This is a genomic window from Phenylobacterium sp., assembly GCF_036821595.1.
Taxonomy (GTDB): domain Bacteria; phylum Pseudomonadota; class Alphaproteobacteria; order Caulobacterales; family Caulobacteraceae; genus Phenylobacterium.
The window spans coordinates 72,379-84,705 of sequence record NZ_DAISJG010000004.1; the positions used below are offsets into that span (position 1 = coordinate 72,379).

Consider the following 12,327-nt stretch of genomic DNA (forward strand, 5'->3'; position numbering starts at 1 on the left):
GGAGGACCGATGTCCCAGTTCCTGCAGGTGACGCCCTTCATGCACGTGCCGGACGTGGCGGCGGCCGTGGGCTTCTTCACGGACACCCTGGGCTTCGAACTGGGGTTCCGCGACGGCGACTACGCCTATGTCGAGCGCGAGGGCTGCGGCTTCCGGCTGCTCCAGAACCACGGGAGCGACGGCGCGCCGCCGGGCAACCGGCGGTTCTGCTACTACATCGACGTGCGCGACGTGGACGCCGTGCACGCCGAGCTCAAGCCGAAGCTCGACCGCCTGCCGCCGGGCGACGTCCACGGGCCGGCGGACAAGCCCTACGGCCAGCGAGAGCTGCTGGTGCTGGCCCCGGACGGAAACCTGCTGGCCTTCGGCAGCCCGGTGCGCCGCTAGACGTCCACCTCGGCGTCCAGGGCGTTCTCCTGGATGAACTCGCGGCGCGGCTCGACGAGGTCGCCCATCAGGCGGGTGAACATGTCGTCGGCGTCGTCGGCGTGGTTGACCCTCACCTGCAGCAGGGTGCGGGCGTCGGCGTCGAGCGTCGTCTCCCAGAGCTGATCGGGGTTCATCTCGCCCAGACCCTTGTAGCGCTGGATCTTCAGGCCCTGGCGTCCGGCGTCCATGATCGCGTTGACCAGGTCGATGGGGCCGCGGACGGTGGTGGTCTTGTCCCGGCGGGTGAAGGTGGCGACGCCGGAGAACACCTGCGCCAGCTCCTTCGACCGTTCCGCCAGGCGCCGCGCGTCGGCGGCGTGCAGCAGGAGGTCGTCGAGCACGATGCGCTCGGAGACGCCGCGCTTGACGCGCAGGAAGACGAAACCGCCGAGCTCGCCCTTCTCGCCGCTCCAGGCGCCGTCGCCCTCCTCGGCGTAGAGGTCCAGGCGATGGGCCGCCGCGGCGGGGTCGCCGCCCTCGGCCAGCAGGCCGGCCAGCGCCGCCTGCTCGATGGCGAACGCCGGCGCGCGGGCGGCGAGCCGCTCCACATTGGCCTTGGCGCCGCGCGAGGTGTTGACCAGGGCCAGCAGGTCGCGGCCGGTGAGCCGCTCGCCGGACGCGAGGTCGAGCGTCGCGCCCTCCACGCCCTCGTCGATGAGGTAGGCCTCGAGCTCGGCGTCGTCCTTCAGGTATCGGGAGGCCTTGCCCTTGGCCGCCTTATAGAGCGGCGGCTGGGCGATATAGAGGTAGCCGCGGTCGATCACCTCCGGCATCTGCCGGTAGAAGAAGGTCAGCAGGAGCGTCCGGATGTGGGCGCCGTCGACGTCGGCGTCCGTCATGATGACGATCTTGTGGTAGCGCAGCTTCTCGATGTCGAAGTCGTCGCGGCCGATGCCGGCGCCCAGCGCGGTGATCAGGGTGCCGACCTGGTCGGACGAGAGCATCTTGTCGAACCGGGCCCGCTCGACGTTCAGGATCTTGCCGCGCAGGGGCAGGATGGCCTGGTTCTCGCGGTTGCGCGCCTGCTTGGCCGAGCCGCCGGCCGAGTCGCCCTCGACGAGGAAGATCTCGGACTTGGCGGGGTCCTTCTCGGAACAGTCGGCGAGCTTGCCGGGCAGGGAGGTGATGTCCAGCGCCGACTTGCGGCGGGTGAGCTCGCGGGCCTTGCGCGCGGCGTCGCGGGCGGCGGCGGCCTCGGCGATCTTCTGGACGATCATCCGGGCCTCGTTCGGATGCTCCTCGAACCAGGTCCCGAGGCCCTCGGAGACCAGGCCCTCGACCGCGGGACGGACCTCGGAGGAGACCAGCTTGTCCTTGGTCTGGGACGAGAACTTGGGGTCGGGCACTTTGACCGAGAGCACGCAGGTCAGGCCCTCGCGGGCGTCCTCGCCGGTGACCGACACCTTCTCGCGCTTGGCCGCGCCGGAGCTCTCGGCGTAGCCGGTGATGATCCGGGTGAGCGCCGAGCGGAACGCGGCCAGGTGGGTGCCGCCGTCGCGCTGCGGGATGTTGTTCGTGAAGCAGAGGACGTTCTCGTGGTAGCCGTCGTTCCACCAGAGCGACAGGTCGACCTCGACGTTCTCGCGCTTGCCGCGGATCACGATGGGGGTCTTGATCAGCGGGGTCTTGGCCTTGTCGAGGTGGCGCACGAAGGCCTCGATGCCGCCGTCGTAGTGCATGACCTCCTCGAACGGCTCGGCGCCGCGGTGGTCCTTCAGCCAGATGGTCACGCCGGAGTTCAGGAAGGCGAGCTCGCGCAGCCGGTGCTCCAGCGTCTTCAGGTCGAACTCGATGAAGCTGAACGTCTCGAGCGAGGGCAGGAAGGTGACCTCGGTGCCGGTCAGGAACTCGCCGTTCTCGCGCTTCGGCGACACGCCGGTGACCACCAGGGGCGACACCGCGTCGCCGCGGCGGAACTCCATCTCGTGGACCTGGCCGTTGCGGTGAATCTTGAGCTTCAGGAAGTCCGACAGGGCGTTGACGACCGAGACGCCCACGCCGTGCAGGCCGCCGGAGACCTTGTAGGAGTTCTGGTCGAACTTACCGCCGGCGTGCAGCTGGGTCATGATGACCTCGGCCGCCGAGACGCCCTCGCCCTCGTGGATGTCGGTGGGGATGCCCCGCCCGTCGTCGGTGACGGTGCAGGAGCCGTCGGCGTTGAGGATCACCTCGACGCGCGTCGCCCAGCCGGCCAGGGTCTCGTCGATGGCGTTGTCGACGACCTCGTAGACCATGTGGTGCAGGCCCGAGCCGTCGTCGGTGTCGCCGATGTACATCCCCGGCCGCTTGCGCACCGCGTCCAGGCCCTTGAGGACCTTGATCGACTCCGCGCCGTATTCGGCGCTGCCGTTGCCTTCGGGGATCTCGTTCTCTTCGCTCATCACACGTCCAGTTGAATCGGGCCGGAGACCTCGAAGGAGGCCGCCAGCCCGCATTCCGATGCAGAGGAACCGGCGCACACGCGCGCCCGGCGGCCGCAGTCGGCCGAATCTGTCAGTCCCAATATAGGGGTTAAGCGCGCCCAGCGCACCTGCCCGCGTGCGCGCACGTACGTACGTACGTGCGCGTGAGGAGGGCGACAGCGGTTCCGGCAGGCGTCGATGCGCTGCTAGGTTGTGCGGCATGAGGTTTTGCCGTCTCGCCTTCCTTCCGACCTGCCTCGCGGCGCTGCTGGGCGCCGGCGCCGCCCAGGCGCAGTTCCGGCTGGCACCCGACTGGGCCGAAAAGCCCGACGCCGAGCGGCTGTCGGACCGCTATCCGAAGTTGGCCCAGGGGCTGAGCCTGCAGGGCAAGGTCCTGCTGAGCTGCCGGGTGACGATCCCGACGGGCGTCGTGCAACGCTGCTCGGTGCTCGAAGAGCAGCCAAAGGGATTGGGCTTCGGCGCCGCGGCGCTTGCCATGACCCGGGATTTCCAGATGCGGCCGCCGCTCGCCCCCGGCGCCCGCGATCCCGGCGACGAAGTGAGAATCCCGATCAACTTCAAGCTGCCGGACGCCCCCCGGCCGCCGGTCCCCGACGCTGATCCGGCGCGGCTGGCGCTGGCCCGGCGGATCGTCGAGGTGCTGCGCTTCGACGAGGCGGCGACCCGGCGGGTGGAGGGCGATGCGCGGCGGATGGCCCGGGTCCCCGAGCAAGGGGTGGAGACGGCGACCTCCGCCGCCGCCGCCGAAGCGCTGCGCGGCGCTCTGCCGGAGGTGCTTCCCGTCTGGCGCGAGGCCCTCGCCGGCGTCCTGGCGTCACGGATGAGCGAGCGCGACCTCGCCGCCGCCGCCGCGTTCGCCGCCACCCCGGAGGGGCGGCGATACTTCGAGGGCATGGACCGGCTGACGCTCAAGCGGGGGCCGGTCGAAGCCGAAGCCCGGCGCCGGGCGCGCGCCGCCGCACGCGAGGCGTTCTGCGCACGGGTGAGCTGCGACAGGAAGTCGTCGGCCGAGGACGCGTCGGCCGCGCTTGGCAGCGGCGAGGCGCCCGAGCCGATCATCGCGTGGGACCGGCGGCCGACGCCCGAGGACCTGCGCCGCGCCTGGCCGCTCGCGCGGTCGATGGACCTGAACGGCTTCGCGGCCCTGGTCTGCGTCATCGGGACCCAGGGGGCGCCGGAGGAATGCCGGACGGCCGGCGAGTCGCCAGCCGGCCTGGGCGTGGGCGCAGCGGCGCTGTCCCTGACCGACCGCTATCGCCTGCCGGCGGCTCGGGTCACCGGGGGCATGGTCGGGCGCCGGGTTCTGGTGATGACCGCCTTCTTGGACATCGTCGCGCTTGACAGCGGGACCTATCGGCCGCCTGCGGTCACGCCGGCTCGGCGCGCCCTGGGAGCCCGGCTGCTGGAAGTCCTCCAGCGGCACTGGACCGCGCCCGCTTGGGAGGAGGCCCTGCGGAGGGAGACCGAGGCTATGTCGGTCCTGCCGCCGGAGCCCCAGTCGGCGGCGGTCGCCGCCCTTAGGACCGGCTACGAGGCCGGCGACCGGACCTTCCGCGAGCTGTCGGCCGACCTGATCTGCTCGGAGCTGGACGAGGCCACGCTCCGCGCGGCCATAGCCTTCGAGACCGGCGAGGGCGCCGCGCTGCGCCGGGCCATGGTCGAGGCGGACGGGGAGTTGGACGTGCTCGGCCGGGCCATGCTGGCGCGGCTGTCCGACGTCGCCGGCGCGAGGTTCTGCCGAAGCTTCGACTGCGGCCCGGCCGGGCTTCAGCCCAGCGCGCTCAGCTCCGCCCCGTCGACGCGGACGCCCTGAGCGCGGCCCTTCAGCTCTTCGAACAGGTGCTCGTCGGTACCGGTGAGGAAGGCCTGCAGGCCGAGCGCGGTGATCTCGTCGAAGAGGGCGGCTCTCCGGCGGCGGTCCAGGTGGGCGGCGACCTCGTCGAGGAGCAGGAGGGGGCTGGGCGCGTCCGCCTCGCGGGCCAGGCGGGCGGCCTGGGCGAGGACGAGGTTGAGGATCAGGGCCTTCTGCTCGCCGGTGGAGCATTCGGCGGCGGGGCGGTCCTTCTCGGCGTGGATCACCGAGAGGTCGCCGCGGTGCGGGCCGGTCAGCGCGCGGCCGGCGGCGGCGTCCCGCTCGCGGGCCCGGCGCAGGGCCTCGGCGAGCCTGCCCTCGATGTCGGCGATCTCCGCGCCCTCGCCCGCCATCTGCTCCCATTCGCCGGTAAGGCCGAGGCGGGCCTGCGGGAACGGCCGCTCGCCGCGGGTGTCGATCTCGGCCTGCAGGGCGCCCAGGGTGCGGGCGCGGGCCTCGGCCATCAGCGCGCCGGCCTCGGCGAGCCGGGCCTCCAGGGCGTCGAGCCAGGCGGGGTCGGGCGGGCCATCGGTGAGCAGGCGCATCCGCTCGCGCTGGGCCTTCTCGTAGGCGTTGGCGTGGGCGGCGTGGCGGGGCTCGCCGGCGAACACCAGGCGGTCGAAGAACCGGCGCCGGTCGCCCGCGCCCTCCAGGAACAGGCGGTCCTGGGCCGGGGTCAGCCAGACCTGGCGGACGTGTTCGGCGAGGCGGCCGGGCGGTACGGTCTCGCCCTCGATTCGGACGGTGCGCCGCGCGGCGCCGGCCTGCTCGACGCCCGTGCCGAGGCGGGTCTCCTCACCGCCCGCCGAGACGATCGCGGCGACGGCCCAGGCGCGGCCGGCCGCCTCGCCCGGCAGGCGGCGGCCGACCTCGGCGAGGCTCGCGCCCCGCAGGCCGCGGCCGGGGGTGAAGAAGCTGACCGCCTCCAGGAGGTTGGTCTTGCCCGCGCCGTTCGGGCCGACCAGGAAGACCGGGCGGCCGTCCAGCGCCAGCTCCGCCCGGGCGTAGGAGCGGAAGTCGGTCAGGGTCAGGCGGGAGAGGGCCGTGGCGGTCACCGCCGGGTCATAGCCGGTTTCGCCGATCCGGGCGAAGGGCGCCGGTGACGTCCGGATTCCGCGAGCGGCATGTCACAAGGCTTCCCATATGGCCGTCCAAGCTCAAGCTGAACGAGGGGACCCCATGAGCCGGACCGACGCCGCCGAGACCTTCCACGCCCTGCACCGGGGGCCCGAGATCCTCGTCCTGCCCAACGCCTGGGACGCGGCGAGCGCCGCCCTGATGGCCGACGCCGGCGCGAAGGCCGTGGCCACCTCCTCGGCGGCGGTCGCCTGGGCGCACGGCTACCCGGACGGCGACGCCCTGCCGATGGAGAAGGTGGTCGCCACCGTCGCGGAAATCGCCCGGGTGGTGGACGCGCCCGTCACCTGCGACTTCGAGGGGGGCTACACCGACGACCTGGCCGCACTCGCCGGCAACATCGCCCGGGTGGTCGACGCGGGCGCGGTCGGGATCAACTTCGAGGACGGCGGGCGCGACCCGGACCTGCACGCCCGCAAGATCGAGGCGGCGCGGAGGGCGGCGGAGAAGGCCGGCGTCGACCTGTTCATCAACGCCCGCACCGACGTCTACCTGAGGGGCCTGGCGCAGGGCGAGGCGGCCGAGGCCGAGACCGTCCGGCGCGCGGGGCTCTATGCGGCGGCCGGCGCGAGCGGGATCTTCACGCCCGGCGCTTCCGATGAGGCGCTGATCGGCCGGCTGGCGCAGGCGATCGCCCTGCCGCTGAACATCATGCTGCTGCCGGGGCTCGCGCCCGCCGCGCGGCTGCAGGCGCTGGGCGTGCGCCGGCTGAGCTCGGCCACGGCCCCGTTCCGCCTCGCCTACGCCACCCTGGCGAAGGGCGTCGCCGCCTACCTGGAGACCGGCGAGGCGGGGGCCTTCGCCACCGAGGGCCTGCCGAACCTCAACCAGCGCTTCACGCGGTGAGGGCGGCCTCGCCCATGTGGGTCAGGCCGGCGCGGGTGTCGGCCCAGACCTCGCCGCCGAGGTCGCGCCAGCGGCGGGCGAAGGCCTGCCAGTCGTTGAGGTAGCGGCGGGTCTCCGGCTCCACGAAGCTGTCGAAGACCATCAGCGCCTGGCCGGGGTCCGCGCCGTGCACGTCGGCCAGGCCGGCGCGAAGACCGGCGTAGGCTCCGGCCATGCGCTCGGCGGCGGCGCGGGTGATCATCAGGAAGCCGGCGCCCACGGCGGCCATCCGGCGGAAGCCGTCGGGGCCGGCCGCCTCGCCGGGCAGCTCGTCGGCCTCCCAGGCGAGCGGCGCCCCGCCGCGGACCGCCGCCCAGTCCTGGGCGCGGCGGGGATAGAGGCCGCCGGCCACGTCATGGCCGGCCTCCAGCAGGCGGAACACCGCCTGCGGCGGGAAGCCCACGTCGGCGTCGACGAACAGCAGGTGGGTGGCCTGGGAGCGCAGGAACTTGGCCAGGTAGGCGCCGCGGCCGCGGCCGATCAGGGCCTCGCCGCCGCCGATGTCGGGCCACAGCGTGATCCCGCGGGCGGCGCAGGCCGGGCGCAGCGCCAGCAGCGAGCGCATGTAGACCACATGCGCCTGGCCGCCGTAGCAGGGGGTCGCCAGGTGGAGGAAGGTCGTGGCCATGCCGAACCCTATAGCCGACCGACCGGCCCGCGCCACGGCGGGCGAGGCGGTTTTCGCGAACGGTCGCAGATGACCTCGCGGGCTCCCGCGCCTATGTTCCGGCCATGACCGACACGCTCGACGCCATCCCCGAAACCCTTGCCGAGATCCCGCGCGAGACGACGCAGGACGGGCCAAAGGTGCGGCTCTACCTGGTGGACGGCTCGGGCTTCATCTTCCGCGCCTTCCACGCCCTGCCGCCGCTGACCCGGAAGTCCGACGGCCTGCCGGTGGGCGCGGTCTCCGGCTTCTGCAGCATGCTCTGGAAGCTGCTGGTGGAGATGCGCAGCCAGGCCGACGCGCCGACCCATCTGGCCGTGGTCTTCGACCACTCCGAGTCGACGTTCCGCAACAAGCTCTACGACAAGTACAAGGCTCACCGGCCGCCGCCGCCGGAGGACCTCGTTCCGCAGTTCCCGCTGGTCCGGGAAGCCACCCGCGCCTTCGGCGTGCCGAGCCTCGAGCTGCCGGGCTACGAGGCCGACGACCTGATCGCCGCCTACGCCTGCAAGGTCCGCGACCTGGGCGGCGAGGTGATGATCGTCTCCTCCGACAAGGACCTGATGCAGCTCGTGGGGCCGCAGGTCTTCATGCTCGACACCATGAAGAACCTGAAGATCGGCATCGAGCAGGTGATCGAGAAGTTCGGCGTTCCGCCGGAGAAGGTCGTCGATGTGCAGGCCCTCTGCGGCGATTCGGTGGACAACGTCCCCGGCGCGCCGGGCATCGGCATCAAGACCGCCTCGCAGTTGATCAACGAGTTCGGCGACCTCGACACGCTCCTGTCCCGGGCCGGCGAGATCAAGCAGCCGAAGCGCCGCGAGACCCTGATCGAATACGCCGACCAGATCCGCCTCTCCCGCGAGCTGGTGAAGCTGGACTGCGACACGCCTCTGCCCTGCCCCATCGACGAGCTGGCGGTGGACGACCCGGACGCCGCCGTGCTGGCCGAGTTCCTGGAGCGCATGGAGTTCCGCACGCTCGCCCGGCGCATCGGCGACGGCAAGGCGGGCGGCCAGCCGGCCGCGGCCACCCCGGCCCCGGAGGTCCGCGCCAAGTCGGCGCCGCAGCACGGCGCCATCGACGTCAACGCCTACCAGTGCGTGCGCGACGTGGAGACCCTGGACGCCTGGATCGCGCGCGCCCACGCCGCCGGGACCGTCGCGTTCGATACCGAGACCGACGCTCTGTCGGCGACCAGCGCCAACCTCTGCGGCGTGTCGCTCGCGGTGGCGCCGGGCGAGGCCTGCTACATCCCCGTGGGCCACGAGCATGAGCACGAAGGCGACGGCGGGCTGAACTTCGACGGCAAGGAAGAGCTGGTCCAGATCCCCTGCGAAGAGGTGATCGGCCGGCTGAAGCCGCTGCTGGAGGACCCGTCTGTCCTGAAGGTCGCCCAGAACGGCAAGTACGACCTGGCCGTCCTCTCCCGCTACGGGATCGACGTGGGGCCCATCGAGGACACCATGCTGATCTCGTTCACCCTGGAGGGCGGGCTGCACAAGAGCCACGGCATGGACGAGCTGTCCAAGCTGTGGCTGGGCCACGAGCCGATCAGCTTCAAGACGGTGGCCGGGACCGGCAAGAGCCAGAAGAGCTTCAAGCACGTCGAGCTGGGGACGGCGACCTGTTACGCCGCCGAGGACGCCGACGTAACGCTCAGGCTCTACGAACACCTGCGCCCGCGCCTGGCGCACGAGGGCCTGCTCACGGTCTATGAGACCGTCGAGCGGCCGATGCCCAAGGTGCTGGTGGAGATGGAGCTGGCCGGGGTGAAGGTCGACCCCGAGCGGCTGCGGCAGCTGTCCAACGACTTTTCCGTACGGATGGGCGAGCTGGAGGTGGAGGCCCACAGGCTCGCCGGCCGGCCGTTCAACCTGGGCAGCCCCAAGCAGATCGGCGAGGTGCTGTTCAAGGAGATGGGCCTGGGCTCGGGCAAGTTCACCGCCACCGGCCAGCTCTCCACCGACGCCTCGATGCTGGAGGACCTGGCCGCCCAGGGCCACGAGCTGCCGCGCGTGCTGCTCGACTGGCGCCAGCTCTCCAAGCTGAAGGGCACCTACACCGACAACCTGGTGGCGGCGATCGACCCGAAGACCGGCCGGGTGCACACCTCCTATTCGCTGGCCGCGGCGACAACCGGCCGGCTCGCCTCCAGCGACCCCAACCTGCAGAACATCCCGATCCGCACGGAGGAGGGGCGCAAGATCCGCCGCTGCTTCATCGCCGAACCGGGCAATGTCCTGATCAGCGCCGACTACAGCCAGATCGAGCTGCGCCTCTTGGCCCACATCGGCGACATCCCGCAGCTCAAGCGGGCCTTCAAGGAGGGCCTCGACATCCACGCCATGACGGCGTCGGAAATGTTCGGCGTGCCGGTGGAAGGCATGCCGGCGGAGACCCGGCGGCGGGCGAAGGCGATTAACTTCGGCATCGTCTACGGCATCTCGGCCTTCGGCCTGTCGAACCAGCTGGGCATCAGCCGCGAGGAGGCGGGCGCCTACATCAAGACCTACTTCGAGCGCTTCCCCGGCATCCGCACCTACATGGACCGCATGCAGCAGCAGGTGCGCAGCCAGGCCTTCGTCACCACCATCTTCGGCCGCAAGGTCCACATCCCGGCGGCCCGCGGGAAGAGCCAGGCCGAGCGCGGCTTCGCCGACCGGGCGGCGATCAACGCCCCGATCCAGGGCGCGGCGGCCGACGTCATCCGCCGGGCGATGATCCGCATGCCGGGCGCCCTGCGCGAGGCGGGGCTGACGGCGAAGATGCTGCTGCAGGTGCACGACGAACTGGTCTTCGAGGCCCCGGAGGCCGAGGCCGACCGGGTGATCGCAGTGGCGCGGAAGATCATGGAGACCGCCCACGAGCCGGCGGTGTCGCTGTCCGTGCCGCTGGTGGTCGAGGCCCGCGCCGCGGCCAACTGGGACGACGCGCACTAGGGATCGGGGAACCGGTCCCACGGCCGGGCCTTCTGGCAGGCGATGTCGCTCGCCCTGCCCTCCCGCTCCCCCGTGCTCGACCGCCTGCGCCGGCGGTTCGCGCGCTGGCCGTGGGCGACGCTCGCGGAGATGGCGGCCCGGGCCGGCTATGCGGCGCGCGGCGCGGTCTATCTGAGCATCGGTGCGATCGGGCTGATGGCCGCGGCGGACCTGACGCCGCACGCGGAGGGCGCGCTGGGCGCGCTGGAGGCCTGGGGCGAGTGGCCGCCTGGCGTGGCCCTCCTGTGGCTCACCGGCCTCGGCCTCTACGGCTTCGCCGGCTGGCGGGCGCTGCAGGCGCTGTTCGACCCCGACGGCCTGGGCCGCTCGCCCAAGGCCCTGGCCTGCCGCGCCGGACAGGCGGTCAGCGGCGCGGTCCACGCCGGTCTCGCGATCTCGGTCTTCGGCCTGCTGGACGCCATCGAGGACCTGCACGAGGCGGACGACCGCGAGTCCACCCGGGCGGCGGTGGGCAAGGCGCTTGAGCTTCCGGCCGGCGAGCTCCTGGTGATGGCCGTGGGCCTGTTCATCGTCGGCGTGGCGGCGGGCAACATCCTGCGGGCGGTGTTCGACCACTTCGGCCGCGGCCTGAAGGGCGACGCCGGGACGCGGCGGCTGGCCGGCTGGCTGGGGCGGCTGGGCTACCTCGCCCGCGGCCTGGCCTTCCTGCCCGGCGGCGTCTTCCTGGTGCTGGCCGGCTGGCGGGCGCGCACGGCGGAGGTGCGGGGCCTTGGCGCGACGCTGGACGCGCTGGAGAACCAGCCGCTGGGCAATCCGGCGCTGGCGCTGCTGGCGCTGGGGCTGATGGCGTTCGGCGGGTTCGCGCTGATGGAAGCGTGGCGCCGTCCGATCCGCACGGAGCGAGCGATCAGGGGCTAGCCGAAACGGCGCTCGGCCTTGACCTGGATCAGCCGCTGGTCGGCGTCCTGCAGGCGCACGGCGGTGAGCACGCCGGTGGCGTAGCAGCCGGTGTCGATGCCCAGGCGGTGGCGGGTGAGCTGGGCCTCCTCCGTGGGCGTGTGGCCGTGGACGATCACCTTCCCGAACGGCCCCTTCTCCTGCAGGAATTCCTGCCGGATCCACAGGAGGTCGCGCTCGGTCTGCTGGTCCCAGGCGATCCCCGGACGCACGCCGGCGTGGACGAAGGCGTAGTCGCCCACGTCCAGCATCAGCTCCAGGGTCTCGTAGAAGGCGCGGTGCTCGGGCGGGAGCACGCGCTCCAGTTCGTCGCGGGCGCGGGCCCAGGCGTCGTTGTCGGTGCGGGTCGGCGGCGGCTGCACGCCGTAGGAGACCAGCGTCGGCCCCCCGCCGTGCTCCATCCAGGTGGCGCCGAACGACGGCTCGGCCAGGAACTGCAGCAGGGCCTCCTCGTGGTTGCCCTTCAGCGCCCGCGTCTCCAGGCCCGAGGCGGCGCGCATCTTCAGCACCAGGTCGACCACCCCCCGGGAATCGGGCCCTCGGTCCACATAGTCGCCGAGGAAGACCAGCAGCGCCGGCTCCGGCGGCGGCGCGGCCTCCATGTCGTCGGCGATGGCGCGGATCAGGGGCTGCAGGGCGTCCAGGCGCCCGTGCACGTCGCCCACCGCATAGACCCGGCGTCCGCCGGTGGTCGGCGGGGTGTCTGGCTTCTTGCTGCGGCCGAACAGGCGGTCGAGGAACAGGGCGGTGAGTCCGGGTCTGCGGGCCTTCGAAGATAGGGCGCGCCGGGATCGGCTTCAACGAAGCCGCGGCGGCGGAAGATAGCGGTCCGGAAGGTTCCTGGTGGAGCCGAGGGGAGTCGAACCCCTGACCTCCTCATTGCGAACGAGGCGCTCTACCAACTGAGCTACGGCCCCAGGAAGGCGCGGAATAGCCCTATCGCCCGGCCCCCTGTCAAGCGCCCGCCTTGCGGTGCGGCGCCTTGCCAGCCGCCGAAAGCGGGTTAGAAGCCAAGTCCAGCCAACGGGACAGGGC

At 72.3% G+C, this 12,327-nt stretch carries 9 protein-coding genes and 1 tRNA gene; 5 read left to right on the plus strand and 5 right to left on the minus strand.

What is annotated here, in order from left to right:
• Positions 1-9: 9 nt before the first annotated feature.
• Positions 10-387 carry a bleomycin resistance protein gene (locus V7Z97_RS03760; RefSeq protein ID WP_334161523.1) on the plus strand — a complete coding sequence of 126 codons (378 nt, stop codon included), beginning with the start codon at positions 10-12 and terminating at the stop codon, positions 385-387.
• On the opposite strand, the gene gyrB is transcribed toward V7Z97_RS03760, so the two are convergent.
• Positions 384-2,810: a DNA topoisomerase (ATP-hydrolyzing) subunit B gene (gene gyrB / locus V7Z97_RS03765; RefSeq protein ID WP_334161524.1), complete on the minus strand. Its 2,427-nt coding sequence runs from the start codon at positions 2,808-2,810 to the stop codon at positions 384-386. The genes V7Z97_RS03760 and gyrB overlap by 4 nt on opposite strands.
• Before the next feature lie 241 nt (positions 2,811-3,051).
• Between gyrB and V7Z97_RS03770 the strand changes: the two genes are divergently transcribed.
• Positions 3,052-4,665, plus strand: a complete 1,614-nt coding sequence (locus V7Z97_RS03770) for an energy transducer TonB (RefSeq protein ID WP_334161525.1) — start codon at positions 3,052-3,054, stop codon at positions 4,663-4,665.
• Here the strand turns inward: V7Z97_RS03770 and recF are convergent.
• Positions 4,620-5,759, minus strand: coding sequence for a DNA replication/repair protein RecF (gene recF / locus V7Z97_RS03775; RefSeq protein WP_334161526.1), 1,140 nt, complete (start codon positions 5,757-5,759; stop codon positions 4,620-4,622). The genes V7Z97_RS03770 and recF overlap by 46 nt on opposite strands.
• Positions 5,760-5,883: 124 nt before the next feature.
• Here recF and V7Z97_RS03780 point away from each other — a divergent pair, with 124 nt between their 5' ends.
• Positions 5,884-6,687 (plus strand): isocitrate lyase/PEP mutase family protein, encoded by an 804-nt coding sequence (locus V7Z97_RS03780; protein ID WP_334161528.1) that lies wholly within the window; start codon positions 5,884-5,886, stop codon positions 6,685-6,687.
• Here the strand turns inward: V7Z97_RS03780 and V7Z97_RS03785 are convergent.
• Positions 6,677-7,354, minus strand: a complete 678-nt coding sequence (locus V7Z97_RS03785) for a hypothetical protein (RefSeq protein ID WP_334161529.1) — start codon at positions 7,352-7,354, stop codon at positions 6,677-6,679. The genes V7Z97_RS03780 and V7Z97_RS03785 overlap by 11 nt on opposite strands.
• Positions 7,355-7,458: 104 nt before the next feature.
• Between V7Z97_RS03785 and polA the strand changes: the two genes are divergently transcribed.
• Entirely contained in the window at positions 7,459-10,335 is a 2,877-nt protein-coding gene (gene polA, locus V7Z97_RS03790) for a DNA polymerase I (RefSeq protein WP_334161531.1), read from the plus strand.
• Positions 10,336-10,377: 42 nt separating this feature from the next.
• Positions 10,378-11,253 carry a DUF1206 domain-containing protein gene (locus V7Z97_RS03795; protein WP_334161533.1) on the plus strand — a complete coding sequence of 292 codons (876 nt, stop codon included), beginning with the start codon at positions 10,378-10,380 and terminating at the stop codon, positions 11,251-11,253.
• Here the strand turns inward: V7Z97_RS03795 and V7Z97_RS03800 are convergent.
• Positions 11,250-11,957, minus strand: a complete 708-nt coding sequence (locus V7Z97_RS03800) for a metallophosphoesterase family protein (protein WP_334161535.1) — start codon at positions 11,955-11,957, stop codon at positions 11,250-11,252. The two genes, V7Z97_RS03795 and V7Z97_RS03800, sit on opposite strands and share 4 nt — an antisense overlap.
• Positions 11,958-12,133: 176 nt before the next feature.
• Positions 12,134-12,209: transfer RNA gene (locus V7Z97_RS03805), tRNA-Ala, on the minus strand.
• Between the last annotated feature and the right edge of the window lie 118 nt (positions 12,210-12,327).